This is a genomic window from Teichococcus aerophilus (genome assembly GCF_014490485.1).
Classification (GTDB): Bacteria; Pseudomonadota; Alphaproteobacteria; order Acetobacterales; family Acetobacteraceae; genus Pseudoroseomonas; species Pseudoroseomonas aerophila.
This window is the reverse complement of record NZ_JACTVA010000020.1, coordinates 68,391-88,290: the sequence shown is the minus strand read 5'-3', so window position 1 is coordinate 88,290 and position 19,900 is coordinate 68,391. Positions and strand designations below refer to the sequence as shown.

The 19,900-nt window shown below is 69.0% G+C and carries 15 protein-coding genes; 4 read left to right on the top strand and 11 right to left on the bottom strand.

Translation table 11 applies throughout. The annotated features are described in order from the left end of the window. The coding region (locus tag IBL26_RS12730; RefSeq protein WP_187784869.1) for an ATP-binding cassette domain-containing protein at positions 1-804 on the top strand (804 nt) is incomplete at its 5' end. A gap of 781 nt (positions 805-1,585) precedes the next feature. Here IBL26_RS12730 and IBL26_RS12725 read toward each other — a convergent pair. From IBL26_RS12725 to IBL26_RS12710, 4 genes are all read right to left on the bottom strand, one after another. Continuing rightward, complete coding sequence (locus IBL26_RS12725) at positions 1,586-2,536, bottom strand: class I SAM-dependent methyltransferase (protein ID WP_187784868.1); 951 nt, start codon at positions 2,534-2,536, stop codon at positions 1,586-1,588. Positions 2,537-2,541: 5 nt separating this feature from the next. After that, positions 2,542-3,513: a Bug family tripartite tricarboxylate transporter substrate binding protein gene (locus IBL26_RS12720; protein ID WP_187784867.1), complete on the bottom strand. Its 972-nt coding sequence runs from the start codon at positions 3,511-3,513 to the stop codon at positions 2,542-2,544. A 616-nt stretch (positions 3,514-4,129) separates the two neighbouring features. Beyond that, positions 4,130-5,431, bottom strand: a complete 1,302-nt coding sequence (locus IBL26_RS12715) for an MFS transporter (RefSeq protein WP_187784866.1) — start codon at positions 5,429-5,431, stop codon at positions 4,130-4,132. Positions 5,432-5,582: 151 nt separating this feature from the next. Then, positions 5,583-6,713 (bottom strand): MFS transporter, encoded by a 1,131-nt coding sequence (locus IBL26_RS12710; protein WP_187784865.1) that lies wholly within the window; start codon positions 6,711-6,713, stop codon positions 5,583-5,585. Positions 6,714-6,874: 161 nt separating this feature from the next. On the opposite strand from IBL26_RS12710, the gene IBL26_RS12705 reads away from it, so the two are divergent. Further along, positions 6,875-7,360 carry an Lrp/AsnC family transcriptional regulator gene (locus IBL26_RS12705; RefSeq protein ID WP_187784864.1) on the top strand — a complete coding sequence of 162 codons (486 nt, stop codon included), beginning with the start codon at positions 6,875-6,877 and terminating at the stop codon, positions 7,358-7,360. A gap of 389 nt (positions 7,361-7,749) precedes the next feature. Here the strand turns inward: IBL26_RS12705 and IBL26_RS12700 are convergent, their stop codons facing one another. Further along, complete coding sequence (locus IBL26_RS12700; protein ID WP_187784863.1) at positions 7,750-8,733, bottom strand: adenosine kinase; 984 nt, start codon at positions 8,731-8,733, stop codon at positions 7,750-7,752. A 648-nt stretch (positions 8,734-9,381) separates the two neighbouring features. Here IBL26_RS12700 and IBL26_RS12695 point away from each other — a divergent pair. Both IBL26_RS12695 and IBL26_RS12690 read left to right on the top strand, forming a co-directional pair. After that, positions 9,382-9,879, top strand: coding sequence for a bactofilin family protein (locus tag IBL26_RS12695; protein ID WP_408901925.1), 498 nt, complete (start codon positions 9,382-9,384; stop codon positions 9,877-9,879). 104 nt (positions 9,880-9,983) lie between these two features. Beyond that, a complete protein-coding gene (locus IBL26_RS12690) occupies positions 9,984-10,454 on the top strand; it encodes a hypothetical protein (RefSeq protein ID WP_187784862.1) in 471 nt (156 codons plus the stop codon). Between the two features lie 323 nt (positions 10,455-10,777). Here the strand turns inward: IBL26_RS12690 and IBL26_RS12685 are convergent, their stop codons facing one another. The 6 genes from IBL26_RS12685 to IBL26_RS12660 form a co-directional block, all read right to left on the bottom strand. Further along, on the bottom strand, positions 10,778-12,841 hold the full coding sequence (locus tag IBL26_RS12685; protein WP_187784861.1) for a methyl-accepting chemotaxis protein: 2,064 nt from the start codon (positions 12,839-12,841) through the stop codon (positions 10,778-10,780). Between the two features lie 376 nt (positions 12,842-13,217). Then, positions 13,218-14,822, bottom strand: coding sequence for a gamma-glutamyltransferase (ggt, locus tag IBL26_RS12680; protein ID WP_187784860.1), 1,605 nt, complete (start codon positions 14,820-14,822; stop codon positions 13,218-13,220). Position 14,823: 1 nt separating this feature from the next. Next, entirely contained in the window at positions 14,824-15,681 is an 858-nt protein-coding gene (locus IBL26_RS12675; protein ID WP_187784859.1) for an alpha/beta hydrolase, read from the bottom strand. A 420-nt stretch (positions 15,682-16,101) separates the two neighbouring features. Further along, positions 16,102-17,706, bottom strand: coding sequence for an ABC transporter substrate-binding protein (locus IBL26_RS12670; RefSeq protein WP_187784858.1), 1,605 nt, complete (start codon positions 17,704-17,706; stop codon positions 16,102-16,104). Positions 17,707-17,809: 103 nt separating this feature from the next. Next, positions 17,810-18,511, bottom strand: coding sequence for a GntR family transcriptional regulator (locus IBL26_RS12665; RefSeq protein ID WP_187784857.1), 702 nt, complete (start codon positions 18,509-18,511; stop codon positions 17,810-17,812). Positions 18,512-18,886: 375 nt separating this feature from the next. Then, positions 18,887-19,705 (bottom strand): undecaprenyl-diphosphate phosphatase, encoded by an 819-nt coding sequence (locus IBL26_RS12660; RefSeq protein WP_187784856.1) that lies wholly within the window; start codon positions 19,703-19,705, stop codon positions 18,887-18,889. Between the last annotated feature and the right edge of the window lie 195 nt (positions 19,706-19,900).

Sequence of the window (19,900 nt, the reverse complement as noted above, 5' to 3'; positions counted from 1 at the left end):
GCCGAGTCGCTGGCGGCGCTGCCGCGTGCCGGCACCGCCCTGGCCGCCGCCGGCGCCGGTGCCCGCCGCCTGTTCGAAGCCGCCGACACCCCCGCCCCGGTGGCCGAGCCCACGACCTCCGCCCAGCCCGCCGCCGGCCACGCGCTGAAGGTGGAAGGACTGCATTTCGCCTGGGCCGAGGACCGCGACCCGGTCTTCACCGGGCTCGACCTGGACTTGCCGGAAGGCGGGCGGCTGGCGCTGCTCGGCCCCTCCGGCGCCGGCAAATCCTCGCTGGCCGCGCTGCTGCTGAAGCTCGCGGCCCCCAGCCAGGGGCGCATCCTGCTCGGCGGCGTCGATATCGCCACCCTGCCGCATGACGCGGTGCGTGCCCGCATCGCCTGCCTGACGCAGGATGCCCCCCTGTTCGCCGATAGCATCGCCGCCAACCTGCGCCTGGCCAAGCCGGACGCCACCGAGGCCGAGCTGTGGCGAGCGCTGGACCGTGCCGGCATCGGCGAGACCATCCGCGCCCTGCCCGAAGGCCTGGAGACCGGTTGCGGCGAGGGCGGTGCCCGCTTCTCCGGCGGCCAGGGGCGGCGGCTGGCACTGGCCCGCGTGCTGCTCTCCCCCGCCCGTATCCTGATCCTGGACGAGCCGGCGGCGGGCCTCGACCCCTCCGCCGAACGCGCCTTCTTGGAGACGTTGGAGAGCGCGACGGAAGGCCGCAGCGTCATCCTCATCGCGCACCGCCTGCTGGGGATGGAGCGGCCGACCCGCATCCTGCGCCTGGTCGGCGGCCGGGCGATGCCGGCGATGGGCTGAAGCCGCCGCACGCCATCGGCGCCACTTTGGCTATCGCGCGGCCCGCCCCGCCGCGCTATGCCATCCGCCGCCCACGCGGACGTGGCGGAATGGTAGACGCAACAGACTTCAATTGGAGTGCCCGCGGGGAAATCCGCGCGGTAGAACCGCTCAAAGTCGGGGAACGCTAACGGGCCACACGGCCCCAGGCCAATCCCGAGCCAAGCCCCACACGGGGAAGGTGTAGAGACTGGACGGGCGGCACCTTCGGCCAGACCAACGGCCATGGTGAAGGGACAGTCCAGACCACGAACGCCCCATCGCGTGGCGGCGGCGAAAGCCGAGGTGGTACGAAAATCTGGTTCCCCTCGGGGAGTGCGGGTTCAAGTCCCGCCGTCCGCAAACATACCCCGCGCGCCGCGATCCTGGGCCAGGCCGCGATGACCATTCGACCATTCCTCGACATTCTGGCGGTTGGTTTGGTGCTGTTTCGGGCCCTGCTTTGTGGTGACGCGGGCTTTGCCAGGTGTTGCGTTCAGGGGGCAGCAAGGCCGGGGAAAGAATTCCCCGAACCCTTCTTTTTTCTGCGAGTTTGGCGAAGCGCTTCAGGACTGAGAGCGGACGCTGCTGGATGATTTTATATATGGGCCAGGCGGGCTGAACCCTCAGTCGCCGGAGGTCCTAGACCTCCGGCGCACCCAGCCGTCTCTCAAGACCGCGCTCTCAGCAGCCACATCAGCAAAAACCCGAAAAAGAAGATGGGGTCCGGGGAATTCCTTCCCCGGCCTTTCCTCCCCAACCCTCAGCGCTTCGCCCGGATAATCAGCCCGATCGACGTCGCGATTCGCTCCTCCACCAGCACGCGCAGATGCGGCGTCTCGGCGGGGCGGGAGAGGGGCCAGCGGTCGGCTTCGCCATAGGGCGGTTGATCCACGAACTGGTCCAGCAGACCTGCGCCGGGGTCCAGGTCCACGGGTAGCATCTCGTGCCCGGCGCGGCCGAGGCGGCGTTGCAGGGCTTCGATGTCGCGTGCCTGGAACAGCACGGTGCCGCCGCGGGCGAGGGGCGGGCCCTCGGCGTCCAGGTCGAATTCCGTTGTATGGACGGCCAGGCCGCCCGGCTTCAGGCAGCGCATGGCGTTCAGGATGAAAGTGCCGCCGGCGCGGATGCTGCCCAGGTGTTCCAGCGCGCACATCGACCAGACGAGGTCGAAGCGCCCGTGCAGGTCGCGCGGGATGCGCGCCATGTCCACCGGGCGGAAGGCCAGGCCGGCTGGGGCGGCGGCACGGGTGGCGCCGTGCTGGCCGGTGGCGGCCCAGCGGGCGGCGCGTGGGTCGCGCGGGTCCAGGTCAGTGGCCAGGACCTCCATGCCATGGGTGGCGAGGAAGCCTGGCATGGCCTCCTGCCCCACGGCGAAGCCCAGGGCGCGCTGGCCGGGTGCCAGCAGCCCGGCTTCCCAGATGGCCTGGGCGATGAAAGCCGCTTCCCACACCTTGCGGTGGTAGAAGGGCACCATGCCGATGGCGCCGCACCAATGGTGCAGCCAGGGGGATTCCAGGTCCGCCTGCCGGCACAGGCAGCCGCGCAGGCCGACCCATTCGGGCTCCTCCGGCAGTGTGACGCCGGGGCCGGCGAGGCCGGCCTCGTAGCATTGCCGGGCCAGCACGGCGCCCAGCACTTTGCTGTTCCAGGCGCCAACGCGCGCGAAGCCGTAGGGACCACGGCGGGTGCGGCGCCAGGGCAGGCCGAACATCCGGCTCAGCTATCCAGGCGGATGCCCAGCTCGCGGATCAACGGCCGCCACTCGGCACTCTCCCGCGCCACGAAGGCGTTGAGCTGCGCCGGGGACCACGGGCTGTGCTCGATGCCGAGGCTGGTGGTGCGGGCCTGCATCTCGGCACTGGCCATCGCGGCGTTCAGTTCGGTATTCAGGCGGGTGATGGCGTCGTCCGGGCTGCCGGTGGGGGCGGACATCGCCTGCCAGCCGAAGGCGATTGCGTTGCCGATGCCCAGCTCGCCCGAGGTCGGCACGGTGGGCGCCTGGGCGGACCGGGATTCGGACAGCACCACCAGCCCCCTGGCCTTGCCGTCCCGCAGGAACGGGATGCCGGTGGCGCAATCGATCAACACGCTGTCCACGGTGCCGGAGAGCAAATCCTGCATCGCCGCCGGGCCGCCGCGATAGGGCACATGAGTGGCATCGAAGCCAGCCCGGCGCTTCAGCATTTCCATCGCCAGATGGTGGGGGGAAGCGACGGCCGGCGAGCCATATGTCGGCGCCCGCTGCTTCGCGGCGGCGATGTAGGCGGCCAGGCTGTCGATCGGGCTATCTGGCCGCACCACCAGGAACAACGGGAAGCGGCCGATGAAGCCGACGCCCGTCAGGTCCCGGTCCGGATCATAGGGCAGGCGGCTGTAGAGGGCGGGGTTGTAGACGAGGTTGCCGTTATCCGTATGCAGCAGCGTGTAGCCATCCGGCGCGCTGCGGGAGACGGTCTCGCTGGCCAGCACGGCACCGCCGCCGGGGCGGTTCTCCACCACCATGGTCTGGCCCAGGCGGGGGCCGATGAAGGCGGCGATCAGCCGGGCGAAGACATCGCTGGGGCCGCCGGGCGGATAGCCGACCACCCAGCGCGGCGGATGCGTGGGCCAGCCGCCCTGCGCCCGCGCCGCCACCGGCAGCAGCGCCGCCCCGGCCAACACCCGCGAAAAATCACGCCGTCCCAGCATCCAGTCCCGTCCTCGTCCCCAATGCGCCGCCCCGGCGCGCGCCCTCAGCAGGATATCATGCGGTGCGAGGTGGCGTCGCGCCAGCGTGTTGCTGGGGTGGCGGAACGGCCGGTCTTCGCTTCAACCTGGAAGGGGCGTGCCTGTGGTCAGGCTGCCCCGGCAGCGCAGCTTCACCCGGCCTGCATGAAGGTGCCCGGGATTTGGCCTTGTCGTTCGTCGACCGCGCCTGATGTCGATGGGCGTATGGAGCATTCTGGAGACGGGATGCGTAGGCCAACGAAAACCTATCCCGGGAGATGGATAGATGAAGCAAGGAAGCGAAGGCCGGGGAAGGAATTCCCCGGACCCCATCTTTCTTCTTTTCGAGTTTTTCGGGTGTGGCTGTTGAGGCGGTGCGCTTGAAATGGCTGGGTGCGCTGGAGGTCTCAGACCGCCGGCGACGGACGGTTCAGCCCTGATGGCCCATTTATAAAAACATCGAAGAGCATCCGCTCTCAGTCCTGCAGCGCTGCGCCCAACTCGCAGAAAAAAGAAGGGGTCCGGGGAATTCGTTCCCCGGCCTTCTTCCTTTTTCCGAAATCTCAACCACCTACGCCGCGACTGTCGAACCCCTCGCTCACCCCCCGGCATGGTCCTTCGTCTCCGGCATCGCGAAGAGGTAGCCGAGGAAGCCGATGGCCGCGATGGCGCCCAGGGTGAGGAAGGCCGCCGAGTAGCCGGCGCCGAAGACGATGCTGCCGGCCAGTGTCGCGCTGAGGGCGGCGCCGACGCCCTGGGCCGTGGCGATGGCGCCCTGGCTGACGTTGAAGCGGCCGGTGCCGCGCGTCAGGTCCGCCACCACCACCGGGAACAGCGCGCCGAAGATGCCGGCGCCGACGCCGTCCAGCAGCTGCACGCCCAGCAGCCAGTAGGGGCTGTCGGAAAAGGTGTAGAGCAGGCCTCGCAAGGCCAGCACGCCGAAGGCGCAGAGGAAGACCGGCTTGCGCCCCCAGCGTTCCGCCTGCGTTGCCGCCAGCATGGCCACCGGCACCATCACGCACTGCGCGGCGACGATGCAGACGGCGATGAGGGAGGTGGCGTGCGCTTCCCCCACCACCTGGGTGAGCTGCTGGCCGACGGTGGGCAGCATGGCGGCGTTGGCCAGGTGGAACAGCGCCATCAGCACGGCGAAGATCAGCAGCGGGCGATGGGAGAGTAGCGCCTGCAGGCCGGAGGGCTGGGCGGCATCGGGCGTGTCGTCCGCCGCCTCGGCATGGTCCAGGCCGCGGGCGACGTCGTCGTCGATGGCCTTGGCGGGGATCAGCAGGGTGGCGCCGATGCTGGCCACGGCCAGCAGCGCCATGATCCAGAAGACGACGATGGGTCCGAAGAAGATGGCGGTGCCGGCGGCCAGCGCGGCGGAGACGGCGTTGCCGGCGTGGTTGAAGGCCTCGTTGCGGCCGATGCGGCGGGCAAAGGCCTTGGGGCCGACGACGCCGAGGGTGATGGCGGCGAGGGCTGGCGGAAAGATGGCCCCGGCGATGCCGGCGACGGACTGGGTGGCGGCGACAGCGTAGAAGCTGCTGACGAAGGGCAGGACCACGCAGCTCAGCGTGACGGCGATGGCGGCGGCGATGACGATGGCGCGCTTGTTGCGGCTGCGGTCGATCAGCGCGCCGGCAGGGGTCTGCGCCAGTAGCCCGGCGATGCCGGCGATGGTCATGACGAGGCCGATGGTGGCCGGGTTCCAACCTTGCTCCGGCCCCCGCACGGCAAGGAGGTAGATGGCGAGGTAGGGGCCGAGGCCATCCCGCACATCGGCGAGGAAGAAGTTCAGCCCATCCAGCCCGCGATGGATGCGGTGGCCGGGCTGGCCTGCTGACGCGCGGCGCGCGGGTGGCAGACCGGCGGGCGCGAGGGTGGCCGGGGATGCTGTCATGAACCCGTAATCCTGAGAGGATGTGCCTCGCGGCGTTGGATGACGCGCGAGGTTGTGCGCGCGTTTCAGGACTTTCAGGCCAGAAGCGGATTTTTCATGAAATGCCCGCTGACAAATTGGTAACGATCGGGGCGTCCCGGCCCCGATGCCGTCAGACCTTCAGCACCCGCCCGCTGGCGGCGACGCCCAGCAGCAGCAGGACGACGACCAGGAAGGCCGCGGGCAAGCTGGTGGCGTGGGCGACGAAGCCGATCGCCGCCGGGCCGGCCAGGATGCCGGCATAGCCGAGCGTGGTGATGGCGGGGATGGCGATGTGTTCCGGCATCACGCTCTGCCGCCCGGTGGCGCTGAACAGCACCGGCACGATGTTGGAACAGCCGGCGCCGACCAGCGCGTAGCCCAGCAGCGCCACGGGCCAGCCCGGTGCCAGCGTGGCCAGCGCCAGGCCGCCGGCGGCGCAGAGCCCGCCGCCGATGATGATGCGGGTGCCGCCCAGCCGCTGAACGATGGCATCGCCCGCCAGCCGACCGGCCGTCATGGTGACGGAGAACACCGCATAGCCCAGCCCGCCATAGGCGGCATCCAGCCCGTGCTCCTGCGTCAGGAACACCGCGCTCCAGTCCAGCACCGAGCCCTCGGTCAGGAACAGGATGAAGCAGAGCAGGCCGATGAACAGCACGATGCCATGCGGCACGGCGAAGGCCGGCCCGTCGCCGCGGCTGCCATAGGCCAGGAAGTGCGGCGCCGCGCAGGCCAGGGCGCCGAGGATGGCGGCCACCACCACCAGCACCGCCAGCAGCGGCGTGGCCCCCAGCGCCAGCAGCAGGCTGACGCCGCCGGCCCCGACGATGCCGCCCAGGCTGTACAGGCCGTGGAAGCCGGACATCATCGCACGGCCGCTGTCACGCTCGACGATGACGGCCTGGATGTTCATCACGCAATCGACCGAGCCGATGCCGGCGCCGAAGACGAACAGGGACAGTGCCAGCACGGGCAGGCTGGAGGCGCTGGCCAGGACCGGCATGGCCAGCAGCGCCACGGCGAACGCCACCAGCAGCACCCGCCGGCAGCCGAAGCGGGCAGCCAGGGCGCCGGAGAGCGGCATGGCCAGGATGGACCCCGCCCCCAGGCACAGCAGCAGCAGGCCCAGCATGCCATCATCCAGCCCGGCGCGCGCCTTGGCGAAGGGCACCAGCGGCGCCCAGGCCGCCATGCCTATCCCGGCGCCAAGAAAGGCGATGCGGGTGGAGACCTGCTGCGCGCGCCCGGCCGGCGCCCTCATCGGCCCAGGTCCGGCAAGGAAGGAGGAAGGGCGCCGGTTCGCGGCGTGGCGGGGCGAAGGGGAGGCTGGGCCGTCATGCCGGCCATTCTCGCGCGCCCGCTGGCCCTTGGCGCCCCTTTTCTGCGACACTCCGGCGATTTGCAGCGCTGGAAGGGGCCGCCTTGCCCAAATCCGTCACCCTCGACCGCTTCGACCATGCCCTGTTGGCGCAGGTGCAGGTGAACAACCAGCTGCCGGCGCGGGAACTGGCCGAGCGGGTCGGGCTGTCGGAAAGCGCGGTGCTGCGGCGCCTGCGCCGGCTGCGGCAGGACGGCATCATCACCGCCGACATCTCCGTGGTGCATCCCGCCGTGCTGGGGGCGCCGCTGACCATGCATGTGCTGGTGTCGCTGGAACGCGAAGGCTCGGCGGCGCTGGACGCCTTCACCCGCAAGCTGCGCAACCGGCCGGAAGTGCGGCAGGCCTGGTACGTCACCGGCGACGCCGACTTCGTGCTGCTGCTGCGCCTGGCCAGCATGGAAGCCTACGAAGCCTTCACTCGGGACGTGTTCCACGACGACCCGAACGTGCGCGCCTTCCGCACCATCATCGCCATGCGGGAAGTGGTGGGGGCGGGGGATGCGAAGCCGATGGGAGTGGTGGGGTAGGGGACAGGCGCGCTGGTTGCCCGCGCGTTTGAAACGTGAGGGCAGGCTGGGGGAAAGAATTCCCCCAGGCCCCCATCTTCTTTCTTCGAGTTTTTGGGTGGAGCGGTGAACTGGGGGGTCTCGCTGGTGGGCGGTTGTCTGCGACTGACGGGACGACCCGCCCAGGTTGTCACGGACGCCGTAGGCGACATGAACCCTTGGCTGGTCCCGCCTTTCCTAGGTCTAGAAAACTATGAAATAAAGCAGAACCTTATGGTGGCCCCGCCTGCTAGTTGAAGCACCCGAAACCCGGGTTTCCAAAGGCCTCAGGCCTTTGGCGGGGAGAGTTTGAGAGGGGCGGCGCCCCTCTCAAAAGGCCACAAGGCAAGCCCCCCTCTCCAGAAGGTTGCTCAGACGCCGACCAGGGCCTTCAGCTCCGCCTGGGGCCGGGCGCCGAAGTGGCTGATGACTTCTGCGGCGGCGATGGAGCCCCAGCGGCCACATTCCGCCAGTGGCAAGCCGCGGGTGAGGGCGGCGAGGAAGCCGGCGGCGTAGGCGTCGCCCGCGCCGGTGGTGTCCACCACCTTGGTCGGCACGGCGGCGACGGAGATGGTCTCTGCGCCGGAGACGATGATGCTGCCGTGTTCGCTGCGCGTCAGGGCGGCGATGGCCACGTCCTTGCGGGCGCGTTCCGTGGCTTCCTCGAAGCTCTCGGTCTCGTAGAGGCTGAGGATCTCGGATTCGTTGGCGAAGAGGATGTCGGCTTCCTCGGCCACGAAGGCGCGGAAGGCGTCTCGGTGGCGGCCGACGCAGAAGGCGTCTGAGAGGCTGATGGCCACCTTGCGGCCGGCGGCATGGGCCAGCCGGGCGGCGCGGCGGAAGGCGGCCTGCGCGGCCGGGGGGTCGAACAGGTAGCCTTCCATGTAGGTGACGGCGGCGGCCGCCACGGCGGCCTCGTCCACGTCATCCTCGCCAAAGGTGACGCAGGCGCCGAGGAAGGTGTTCATGGTCCGCTGCCCGTCCGGCGAGACCAGGATCAGGCATCGCGCGGTCGGCGCGCCGCCGCTCAGGCGCGCGGTGGGGAAGCTGACGCCGGCGGCCTGGATATCATGCGCGAAGACGGTGCCGAGCTGGTCGTCCGCCACCTTGCCGAGGAAGCCGACCTTGGCGCCCAGCGCCGCCGCGACGGCGCAGGTATTGCCGGCGGAGCCGCCGCTGCTTTCCACGCCAGGGCCCATGGCGGCGTAGATGGCATCCGCCTGGGCTGCGTCGATCAGCGCCATGGCGCCGGGCGTCATGCCATGGGCGGCCAAGAAGCCGTCCTCGGCGCGGGCCAGCACGTCCACGATGGCGTTGCCGATGCCGAGGATGTCGAGGGTGGGCGCAGCCGCCATGATGAAGGAACCCTGTTTCGCGGTGAACCTGCGCGATAGCAGCCGTCACGCCGCCCGGCCAGGGGTTGCGGGCGGCGGGGGTGGCGTGCCGCTGCCGGGGGCGGCCGTTGCCCGTGGCTTCACTTCGGCGCCGGGGTGCCGACGGGGGCGGGGTGCGGCCCGGCCGCTCACATTCTGCGGCGCGACCCGTGCTTGACTGGAACGAAAAAGACTTCCGTGCGAGGTGATCGCTGGCCTCGGCGCCAGGTCCGCTTACAAAGAAGTCCCTGAAAAAAATACGAAGAAGCCTTGCCCCCGGTTGTCCGCACGGCCTGCCGCATGATAGCCCAAGGCATCGCGTCCTTCGCCGGGCGTGATGATCCGATGCGTGCCGCCCGGCATGCGGCTTCCCCTCTCCGGGGCGGCGCGCCGATTGGGACGATGACCAAAAGCCTGGCCCCGCGCTGACCGGCACGGGGCTTCACAACCAGCTGTGCAAAGGGGGAGCTCATGTCCGTCTTCCGCCGCCGCCGCGAAGAACCCACTCCACCCGCGCCAGGGGCCGTTCCGGATTCGCCGGATAGCGGCGCGCCGACCACCGTTCCGGTGGCGCGCGACCCCGACCTGGCCGTTCCCCCCTTCCGTCCCGCCGCCGCCAAGGAGGCCGCCATGAACCTTCCGCCGAAGCCCGGTCAGCCGACCGGCATGGGCATGCCGCCCCGCCCCCCCATGGCTGGCGCCGGCCCCATCGTTGCCACCGGCGCCCGCCCGGCCCCGGCCGCGGAGCGCCGCTCCATGGTCGTCGGCAAGGGTATCAGCCTGCAGGGTACCGTCACGGATGCCGAGCGGCTGGTCGTCGAAGGCACCGTCGAGAGCCAGATGATGCACGCCGCCGAGCTGCAGATCACGCATTCCGGCGTGTTCAAGGGTGAGGTCGAGGTCGAGGACGCCGAGATCGCCGGCATCTTCGACGGCACGCTGACGGTGAAGGGCAACCTGATCATCCGCAGCACCGGCCGCGTGCTGGGCGTCGCCCGCTGCCGCCGCCTGCAGGTGGAAGAAGGCGGCCAGGTCTCCGGCCGCATGGAAATGCTGAGCGACAGCAACCCGGCGCCCCGCCCCGCCATGCCGCTGGCCCACAGCGAAGTGGACCGCGTGGTCGAATAAGCCACGCCCACGATAGACGCCGCGTATTGACAGTGCCGAGAAGGGCGGGCCGGACAACCGGCCCGCCCTTCTTGTTTGCGCCGGCATCGGCTATGCCGCCTGCCATGCTGGCCCGAAGCCTTCCCCCCCTGCTGCTCTGCGCGGCGCTGCTGGCCGGTTGCGCCCAGCAGCCCGCGGTCGACCGCCAGGCGGTGCTGGACGAAGTGCTGGCCAATTACCGCGCCAACCTGGCTGGCATGCAGCCCCTGACCGCGCCCAGCGTGGAACAGACCGCCGCCGGCCAGCCCGCCATGCCCGCGCTGGACGGCGTGCCAACCCAGGCCGCGCAGCTCCTGGGCCAGCCCCCCGCCACCATCCGCCGCCTGCTGGGCGAGCCCAGCCTGCGCCGCAATGAAGGCGAAGCGGAAATCTGGCTGTACCAGAGCACCGCCTGCCATCTGGACATCATGCTGTACCGGGACCGCACCGCCCCCGATTTGCGCGTGACCTACGCCACCGCCCGCGCGTCCGGCGTGGAACGCCGGACCGAAGCCACCTGCCTGCGCGAACTGGCCTCGGCTTCCCGCCGCAGTTGAAGCGTGGCCTTGGCTGGGGAAAGCTAAAGGTGAGGAAGGCCGGGGAAAGAATTCCCCGGGCCCCTTCTTTTCTTTCTGCGAGTTTGGTGAAGCGCTTCAGGAGTGAGAACGGGCGCTGCTTGTTGATTTTAAATATGAGAGCACGCGGGCTGAACCCTCAGTCGCCGGAGGTCTAGGACCTCCGGCGCACCCAGCCGGGTCTCAGGACCAACCGCTCAACAGCCCCGCCCAGAAGACTCGAAGAAAGAAGGGGTCTGGGGAATTCCTTCCCCAGTCTTCCTTTCTCGCTTTCCTGGCCCTGCTCAAGAGAAGGGGGAGAAGCGTCAGGCCACTCGGAGTGCTGAGAGGAACCCGTCCATCCGCCCCCGCAGCCCTTCCGCCTGCTGGGCCAGTTCCCCGGCGGCGCCGCGGACATCGCCGGCGGCGCGGCCGGTGCGTTCGGCGTCCTCGCTGACGCCGGCGGCGTGGCGGGAAGCGGCCTCGGTACCTTCCGCGGCCTGGGCGACCGCGCGGCCGATTTCCTGCGTGGCCTCCGCCTGCTGCCCGGCGGCTTCCGCCACCAGGCTGGTGGCGTCGTTCAGTTCGCGGATCATGCGGGCGATGTCGCCGATCGCCTGCACGGTGCGCTCGGTCTCGGACTGCATGGCGGCGATCTGCTGGCCGATTTCCTCGGTGGCCTTGGCGGTCTGGCTGGCGAGGGACTTCACCTCCCCGGCCACCACGGCGAAGCCCTTGCCGCTTTCGCCGGCGCGTGCGGCCTCGATGGTGGCGTTCAGGGCGAGCAGGTTGGTCTGGCTGGCGATGCCGGTGATCAGTTGCACCACGTCCCCGATGCGCCCGGCGGCTTCCGACAGGCCGCGCACGGTGCGGTCGGTGTTCTGCGCGGCCTCGGAGGCCTCGCGGGCGCGGGCGGCACTGTCCCGCACCTGGCGGGCGACTTCGCTGATGCTGGCCGAGAGTTCCTCGGCCGCCGCGGCGACGGTCTGCACGTTGCCGCTGGCCTGCTGGGAGGCATTGGCCACGGCGGAGGCGCGGCTGTTGCCGCTGGTGGCAATATCCACCATGCCGGCGGCGGTGGCGTCCATCTCCGTCGCGGCGGAGGCGACGGCGCGGAGCGTATCGGCGGTATCGGCCTCGAACTCCCGCAGCAGGGTATCGACGCGCTTGGCGCGTTCGATCTGCTGGCGCTGGCCTTCCTGCTGCGCCTCGGCCATCGCCAGGCGATCGACCGAGCCAGCGCGGAGGGTCTCCACCGCCTGCGCCATCGCGCCCAGCTCATCCTTGCGCTGCTGGCCGGGGACGACGAGATCCAGCTCCCCCTCGGCAATGCGGGTGACGCTGCCGGTCAGCGCCCGCAGCGGCTGCACGATGCGGCGAAGCAGCAGGGTGATGGAAACAGCGGCCAGGCCGCACACCAGCAGGGCCAGGGCCAGGGCAGCGATGAAGCCGTTGCGGGCGACGTTCGAGGCCTCGTCCGTCCGCTGCATCGCCACATCCAGCGCCGCGTCCCGCAAGCTGAGGATGAAGGCCTGCGACTGCACCGACCACGGACGGAACTCCGCGACCGTAGTGCCCCAATTGACGGTGCCGCCCATCGCCCCGCCGCGCGCCAGCTCCAGCATCTGCCGCCAGCGTGGCTCGGCCTGGGCCTGCAGGGCGTGCTGTTCCCGCACGGCTGCCTGCATCGGCGCGTTGTTGGGCAGGCCGGCCACCAGCCGCTGCGCGGCGCCCCAGGCCTGCTCCATCCGCCCGGTCAGCGCCTGGGCAGTGTCGTAAGCCGCGGGCTGCACCGGCTGGCCGCTCATCCAACTGCTGACGGCGGTGCTGCGGCGGCCCATATAGTCGCGGAAATCCATGGCATTGCTGGCGACCTCGACCAAAATGGCGGCGTCGGGCGCGGTGTGGAACACCCGCACGGCGGCCTCGGCACCTAGTTGGCGCAGCGACTCCGCCGTCTCGTTACGGGTGGTCTGGGTCAGGGCCTGCAGGCTGACATCGCGGCTTTCCATCGGCCGGGCCAAATCGGCCATGGCGCGCTGGCGGACGCCGGCGATGCGGGTGATGGCATTCTGCGCCAGATGCGCCTGGAAGCCGCCCTTCTGGGCACTGGTTACAGCCGCCTGCAACAACTGCTCGGTCTGCGCGGCAGCACGGCGGGCCAGCTCGATATCCGGGGACGGCATGCGGAGCAGCGAGACATAGCCGCCGACCTCAACTGCGATGGCCGTCTGCGCCCGTTGCGCGTCGCTGACGGCACGGGTGGCGGCGCGCGCATCCTCCGCCTGTTCCCACAGCGACCACTCGGCACTGGACAGCCACAGCGAGGCAACCGCGCCAGGCACAGCCACACCACAGAAACAGGCCAGGAAAAACGTGCGGATCCGCATGCCCAACATCCCTTCATGATTGCGGGAGAGGGTGGGCCGAACCGCTTGAGAAACCCCTAACGCCGGGGCATTTGGGGAGGCTTGTTTTGCTAGGCTGGTGTGAAGGAAAGGGAAGGCCGGGGAAAGAATTCCCCGGGCCCCTTCTTTTACTTTTTCGAGTTTTGGGCAGGGCTGTCGGGCGGTTGGTCCTGAGACCCGGCTGGGTGGGCCGGAAGTCTAGGACCTCCGGCGACTGACGGTTCAGCCCGCGCGGCCCATGATTAAAATCATCAAGCAGCGTCCGCTCTCAGTCCTGAAGCGCTTCGCCAAACGCGCGGAAAGAAAAGAAGGGGTCCGGGGAATTCCTTCCCCGGCCTTGTCCTCCCCTCCGTACACCTCAGGCGACGCGAATGGCCATGCCGTCGCGTTGCGGGTCCGCGCCGCCGTCCAGCTGGCCGTCCTGGATGCGGATGCCGTGCAGGGCGGCGAAGGCGTAGCTCATCGGGCTGCGCTTGATGGAGTAGCCATCGGCTTCCAGCGCGTCCGTCACCGCCATCTTCACCCGGTTGGCGACGTCGATGGAATCGGACACGGCGACGATGCGCGGGGCCGCCACGGCTTCCAGCATCGACATGTCGAAATCGATGACGTTCATGATGCCCTGGGCCACGGCCGGCGCGATGTAGCTGCCGCCCGGTGCGCCGATGACGATGTGGGGCGCATCGCCCTTGAAGACGATGGTGGGCGCGGCGGAGCTGGAACGGCGCTTGCCTGGCGCGATGGAACCGGCACGGCCCGGGCGCGGGTCGAAGCGGCTCATCGTGCCGTTGTACATGAAGCCGAGGCCTTCGGTGATGGCGCCGGAAGGGCTGCCCAGCGTGTGGGTCAGCGCCACCGCGTTGCCGTCCTTGTCCACTACGGAGATGTGGGTGGTGTCGCGGTCCGACTTGTCCAGCCGTTTTACTTGTGCGCGTTCGCCGCGGCGGATGCTGTCCGCCTGCTGCGCGGCGTAGTCCTGGGAGATGAGGCGCTCGATGGGGACATCGACATAGGCGGGGTCGCCCATGTGGTTGTCCTTGTCGATGGTCATGCGCTTCATCGCCTCGGCCAGCAGGCGCACGTGCTCGACGCCGTTATGCTCCAGCGCGCGTAGGTCGAAATGCTCCAGCATCTGCAGAATCTGCAGCATCAGCATGCCGCTGGCCGGCGGCGGCGTGGTGGAGATGCGGTGGCCGCGATACGCGCCCCAGATGGGCTGCACGACCGACAGCTCGTAGGCGGCGAAGTCGTCCTGGCGGATCAGGCCGCCCTGGGCGGCGAAGTCGGCCGCCATCTGCTCGGCCAGTTCGCCATTGTAGAAGAAATCGGGGCCACCGGCGGCCAGACGCTCCAGCGTGCAGGCCATGTCCGGGTTGTGCAGCATCTGGCCGGGGCGCTTGGTGCTGCCGTCCTCGTTGAAGTAGACGCGGCGGCCGGTCCCGGTCAGGCGCAGCTTGTCGGCGGTGTTCACCTGGCCGCTGCCGCGCTGGTCCTGGCTCCAGAACCAGTGCATGTGCGGCCGCACCATCACGCCACGCTTCGCCTGCGCGATGGCCGGCGCCATGGCATCCGCCCAATCCAGCGTGCCGTAGCGGGAGAGGGCTTCCGCATAGCCCTTCACATTGCCTGGCGTGCAGACGGCCAGGTGGCCCTGTTCGCTGATTCCGCCTTCCAGCAGAAACGCAAAACCGTCGCGCGACTGGCCGAGCAGCTTGTCCGTCCACATGTCCGGCGTCGCCGCCAGGGGGGCGCGGGCGTAGAATTCCAGCACCTCGTGCACGCCGCGGCCCGGCATGTAGACCTGCATGGAGCCGAAGCCGCCGATGCCGCACATCAGCGGATCGACCACCCCCTGCACGAAGGCGCAGGCAATGGCGGCATCGATGGCGTTGCCGCCGCGTGCGAGCACCGCCGCGCCGGCTTCCACCGCCTCCGGCTGCGGCGCGACGATCATGCCGGGCATGTCAGCGGGCCCGCTTCGTCTTGAGCACGCCGGCCAGGAAGTCTTTTACGCGATCCAGCACCTTGATGCGATCGTGGGAGACGCCGGGGACGAGATCGAGCTGCACTTTCACGCCCGCCTTTTCGAAGGAGGCTGCCAGGGATTTCAGGCGCTCCGGGCGGGTGGCGCCGGCATCGTTGGCGCCTTCCATCCAGTAGGTGCCGCCGGGCTTGTGGGTGATCTCCCAGGTCTCGAGATCCGCATCGCCCACCACCATCTGCACCGGCACTTTTGCCAATGCCTCGGCATTGAAGGTGATGCCGAACTTCTCCTTCAGGTTGCGGATGCCAACCCACCAATCCTTGTCCGCGTCCAACAGCGTGACGGAGCCGGAGGCGCCGATGGAGGCGGCCCACAGCTTGTCCGGATGCAGGATGGCGAAGCGGTGGCTGAAATGGCCGCCGCCGGAGAAGCCGAACATGGCGAAGCTGGACCAGTCCTGGCCGTATTTCTCGGCCACCTCCTTCACCATCTCCAGCACCAGCAGGTCGTAGCGGATGTCGCCTTCCTGCATGTACTTGTAGCCGCTGCGGGCGCCATCCCCCAGCACGCCGACCGGGAAGATGGGGCAGAGAATGGCGACGTCGTTCCACTTGCCGAATTCGGCGAAGCCATCACGGAAGTCGAGGAAGCTGGTGCGGCCGGTGCCATGCACCGCCACCAGCAGGTCCACCTTGGTGCCCTTGCCCACCTGAGGCGGTACGTAGAGGCAATACTGGAAGCGCGGATCGGCCTTGCAGGAGAAGATCACGGTCGGGCCAAGGTCGTAGATCGCCTTGGCGCGGGCGGTGGCTTCGGCGGTGGCGGGTGCGTCGGTCATGGTCTGGTCTCCGGGGGCCGTTTGGAAACGCCGTTTCTACGGTGGGATCGAGAGGGCTCTGCCCCCTCGAGCTCCCCCGGCAGGGGATACGATCCCCTGCACCCGCGTTCAGTCGCGTCGCGCCACAGCCCGATGGTGGGTGGCCTGGGTTTGAATGATATTTATATAAAACAATACTTTACGACGCTGCGCCGAAGGCGGAGCAGTGCAGATGCGGGAAGCATTCCCCCAACATCCAGGTGTCCGCAACGGTGGCAGCCAACACATGGGTTTCCAAAGGCCTCAGGCCTTTGGCGGGGAGAGTTTGAGAGGGGCAGCGCCCCTCTCAATTCCCCAGTGCACGCCTTCGAACTCCGGTGCTGCACTGTGCCAGTCCTCGGCGGCCAGGCCCGATGATTCCGGGCCCAGCCGGCAAAGCCTTCAGCCCTTCGTCACGCCCATGGCCAGCGTGTACTGGTCCGCGCGCGTCTCGTAGTTCAGGCCCTTGCGGGCGGCCCAGACCGAGACTTCGTGGTGCAGCGGGATCAGGGCGAAATCGGCGAAGACCAGCTCGCTGGCCTGGGCCAGCAGCGCGTTGCGCGCCGCGTCGTCCATGGTCAGCAGCGCCTGCTTCACCAGCTTGTCCACCTCCGGGTTGGAATAGCGGCCGACATTGCTGGCCCCCATGCCGGCCTGGCGGTCGTAGGTGGAGACCAGCGCCTTCAGCGGGTTGGAGGTCTCGCCCGTGTTCACGCCCCAGGCGCCCAGCATCATGCTGAACTCGGCATTGGCGTTCTTGGCGGAATAGACCGACCAGGGCATCACCTCGGCCTGTGCCTGCACGCCGATGCGCGTCAGCATCTGCGCCACGGCCTGCACAATCTTGGCGTCGTTGATGTAGCGGTCGTTCGGGCCGTGCAGGGTGACGCGGAAGCCGTTGGGATAGCCGGCCTCGGCCAGCAGGGCCTTGGCGCGGTTGGCGTCGAAGGGCACGACCTCCACCTTGTCCGACGTACCGGCGCCGCCCTTGGGCAGGAACTGGCTGGCGATGACCGCATCGCCCTCCATCACCCGCTCCGCCAGGGCCTGGCGGTTGATGGCCATGGAGAGCGCCTGCCGCACGCGGACGTCGCGGAACGGGTTCTTCTCCAGAGGCTTGCCGGCATTGTCGGTGACGAAGGGGGTGACATCCCGCTTCTGGTCCATGGCGAAGTAGACGAAGCGGCTGGAGATGCCGCGGATCAGGTGGAAGCGCTCGTTCTGCTTCACCCGCGCCGTGCCCTGGCTCGGCACAGCCTCGATGATATCGAGGTCGCCGGAGAGCAGGGCTGCGAGGCGGGCGCCGTCATCCGTCATCATCCGCAGCGCGACCTCGTTCCAGGGCAGCCGCCCGGCCCACCAGTTGTCGTTGCGGCTGAAGCGGACGAGCGTGCCCGGCTGGTATTCCTGCAGGATCAGCGCACCGGTGCCGATGGCGGCATTGCCGTTGTTGAATTCGGTGGTCGGCGCGTCCTTGTGGTCGGCGCTGATGATGCGGATGCGGCTGAGCGAGTTGGGCAGCAGCGGGTCCGGCCCCGTCGTCTCGATCAGCAGCGTGTTCGCATCCTTCGCCGTCATCGCCTTGATGCTGCGCGTGTAGGTGCGGAAGGAGGAGGTGCTGGGCAGGTCGTTGGCGCGCTGGATGGAGGCGATAGCGTCCTCCGCCGCGAAGGCGGTGCCGTCGCTGAAGTTCACGCCCTGGCGCAGCTTGAACTCCCAATGCGTGTCGTCCAGCGCCTTCCAGGATTCCGCCAGGCCAGGCTTGGAGCCGGATTGCGCGTCGTTCGTCACCAGCGCATCGAAGATGTGGCTGTTGACGGCGTTGTTGGGCGCGTTGCTCTGGAAATGCGGGTCCAGCGTGGTGTTGGGGGCGGCCATGCCGATACGCAGCGTGCCGCCGGCGCCCTGGGCCAGGGCGGCGCTGAGCCAGTCCGGCGCGCTGACGGCGGCGACGGTGCCGAGCGCGGCGCGCGTCAGCCAGCGGCGGGTGGGGCGGAAACCGTTCATCGCGAGAGTCCTGGCCTGTCTGGAGAGAGGAAGATGGAGCGGCGGCATCGGGCCCCGGGGCGGGGCGGGCGTGCCGTCATAAGAACTGGTACCAATTTCGGAGTCAATCGGCCGATGACGCGTCCGTGACGCTACGCCGGCGTTCGCGCGCGGGCGGCGCGGCGAGTGGCTGGGGCCGTTGCGGCGCGCGGATATGGGCGCGCACCACGCTGGCGAAGGCCTGCTGGTCCCCCGCTTCCAGCGCATCGACCATGGCGTGGTGGTGGCGGGCGGATTCCTCGATCCATCCCGGCTGGCTCCACTGCGTCAGGGGCGCGGCCGGCATCCGCATCCGCGTCTCCGCGATCATGCGCGCCAGTTCCCGGTTCGGGCACAGCTCCAGCAGGCCGTTGTGGAAGGCCAGGTTGGCCTCGTTCTGCTGCAGGATGGTGCCATGGGCCACCGCCTGGCTGAACGTCTCCGCCAGCTCGCGCAGCCGGGCGAGGTCCGCGCGGTCCACCGGCCCGGACATCAGCGCGGCGGCGGCGGTCTCCAGGATCAGGCGGACCTGGCGCAACTCGTCCAGCCAGGAATCCTCCAGGCCGCGCACGCGGTAGCCGAAATTGCGTACCTGCTGCACCAGCCGCTGAGCCACCAGCTTGTCCAGCGCCCGGCGCACGTCGCCGCGGCTGCGCCCATAGCGTTCCTGCAACGCGATCTGCTTCAGCCAGGAACCCGGGGCCAGCACGCCGGCATGGATATCCCGCGCGATCGCCGTTTCCAGCGCCCGTGCTTCTGGCGGCGAGGCAGGGAGTTCATCAGCCATGCGGGGGCGGGTCCTGGGGGCGCATCGGTGCAACCCATCGTAGCGAGGCCGGGGGCGGGGCCAAAGAGGGCTGTGACGTTGGTGGGAAGGACAGGGAGGAAGGCCGGGGAAGGAATTCCCCGGACCCCATCTTTACTTTTTTCGAGGTTTCGGGTGTGGCTGTTGATGGGGCGGGCCTAAGCACCGGCTGGGTGCGCCGGAGGTCCTAGACCTCCGGCGACTGACGGTTCAGCCCGCGTGGCCAACTATTAAAATCATCAAGCAGCGTCCGCCCTCGGTCCTAAAGCGTGACGCTAAACTCGAAGAAAAAAGATAGGGCCCGGGGAATTCTTTCCCCGGCCTTTCTCTTCCCATCCCAGCCGAAGGACAAACTCCTCACGCCACCGGCGTGCGCAGGGCCAGCCAGACCAGGATAAGGGTGCCGAGGGCGATGCGGTACCAGGCGAAGGGGGTGAAGCCGATGCGGCTGATGACCGCCAGCAGCCAGCGCACCACCAGCAGCGAGACGATGAAGGCGGCGAGGAAGCCGATGCCGATCTGCCCCATGCCGGAAAAATCCAGCTCCGACCGTGCCTTGAGCAGGCTGAAGGCAGTGGCGGCCAGCATGGTGGGGATGGCCAGCAGGAAGCTGAATTCGGCGGCCGTCTTGCGTTCCACGCCGACGAGCAGGGCGGAGATGATGGTGGCGCCGGAGCGGCTGGTGCCGGGAATCATCGCCAGGGCCTGCCCGAAGCCGACCAGCAGGGCGGCCAGCGGCCCCATCTCGGGGATGGAGTGGATCTGCGGGTTGGGGCGCATCCGCTCGATGATGATGATGGCGATGCCGCCGGCGATCAGCGCCAGGGCGACCACCAGGGGCGTGAACAGCAGGGTGGTGATGTAGCCGTGCAGCGTGGCACCCAGCACCATGGCGGGCAGGAAGGCCAGCAGCAGGTTCAGCGCCACATAGTATTCCTGCGACCCGCGCTTCCACATGCCGAAGGCGATGCGCACCAGGGTCTGCCGGAACACCCAGATGACGGCGAGGATGGCGCCGAGCTGAATGGTGATCTCGAAGGTCTTGCCGGGCGGGCCTTTGAAGCCGATGGCCTCGCCCAGGACGATGAGGTGCCCGGTGGAGGAGACGGGGAGGAACTCTGTCAGCCCCTCGATCACACCCATCAGGAAGGCGGAGAACAGCGCGAAGGCATCCATGCGGGCATCCTGTCGGGGAACAATAGGGTGACGCTAAACGAGATCAGGCCAGCCGGTTAGCGCCGGCTGGCCTGATTGTCATCTGAAAGCGCCGCCATCCGGCCAGTTCGGGTGGGAAGGAGCGGCGGGGGGCGTAACTTTCCGGGCGGCCGACGCGCCTGGGCGATTCGGCGGGCATGGTCTGGGCAGGCTGCG

Coding starts and splice junctions, on each gene's coding strand:
- IBL26_RS12675 (WP_187784859.1), bottom strand. CDS start 15,681: ATGACCGACGCACCCGCCACCGCCGAAGCCACCGCCCGCGCCAAGGCG.
- IBL26_RS12695 (WP_408901925.1), top strand. CDS start 9,382: ATGAACCTTCCGCCGAAGCCCGGTCAGCCGACCGGCATGGGCATGCCG.
- IBL26_RS12720 (WP_187784867.1), bottom strand. CDS start 3,513: ATGCTGGGACGGCGTGATTTTTCGCGGGTGTTGGCCGGGGCGGCGCTG.
- IBL26_RS12725 (WP_187784868.1), bottom strand. CDS start 2,536: ATGTTCGGCCTGCCCTGGCGCCGCACCCGCCGTGGTCCCTACGGCTTC.
- IBL26_RS12660 (WP_187784856.1), bottom strand. CDS start 19,705: ATGGATGCCTTCGCGCTGTTCTCCGCCTTCCTGATGGGTGTGATCGAG.
- IBL26_RS12685 (WP_187784861.1), bottom strand. CDS start 12,841: ATGCGGATCCGCACGTTTTTCCTGGCCTGTTTCTGTGGTGTGGCTGTG.
- IBL26_RS12690 (WP_187784862.1), top strand. CDS start 9,984: ATGCTGGCCCGAAGCCTTCCCCCCCTGCTGCTCTGCGCGGCGCTGCTG.
- IBL26_RS12670 (WP_187784858.1), bottom strand. CDS start 17,706: ATGAACGGTTTCCGCCCCACCCGCCGCTGGCTGACGCGCGCCGCGCTC.
- ggt (WP_187784860.1), bottom strand. CDS start 14,822: ATGCCCGGCATGATCGTCGCGCCGCAGCCGGAGGCGGTGGAAGCCGGC.
- IBL26_RS12715 (WP_187784866.1), bottom strand. CDS start 5,431: ATGACAGCATCCCCGGCCACCCTCGCGCCCGCCGGTCTGCCACCCGCG.
- IBL26_RS12700 (WP_187784863.1), bottom strand. CDS start 8,733: ATGGCGGCTGCGCCCACCCTCGACATCCTCGGCATCGGCAACGCCATC.
- IBL26_RS12710 (WP_187784865.1), bottom strand. CDS start 6,713: ATGAGGGCGCCGGCCGGGCGCGCGCAGCAGGTCTCCACCCGCATCGCC.
- IBL26_RS12665 (WP_187784857.1), bottom strand. CDS start 18,511: ATGGCTGATGAACTCCCTGCCTCGCCGCCAGAAGCACGGGCGCTGGAA.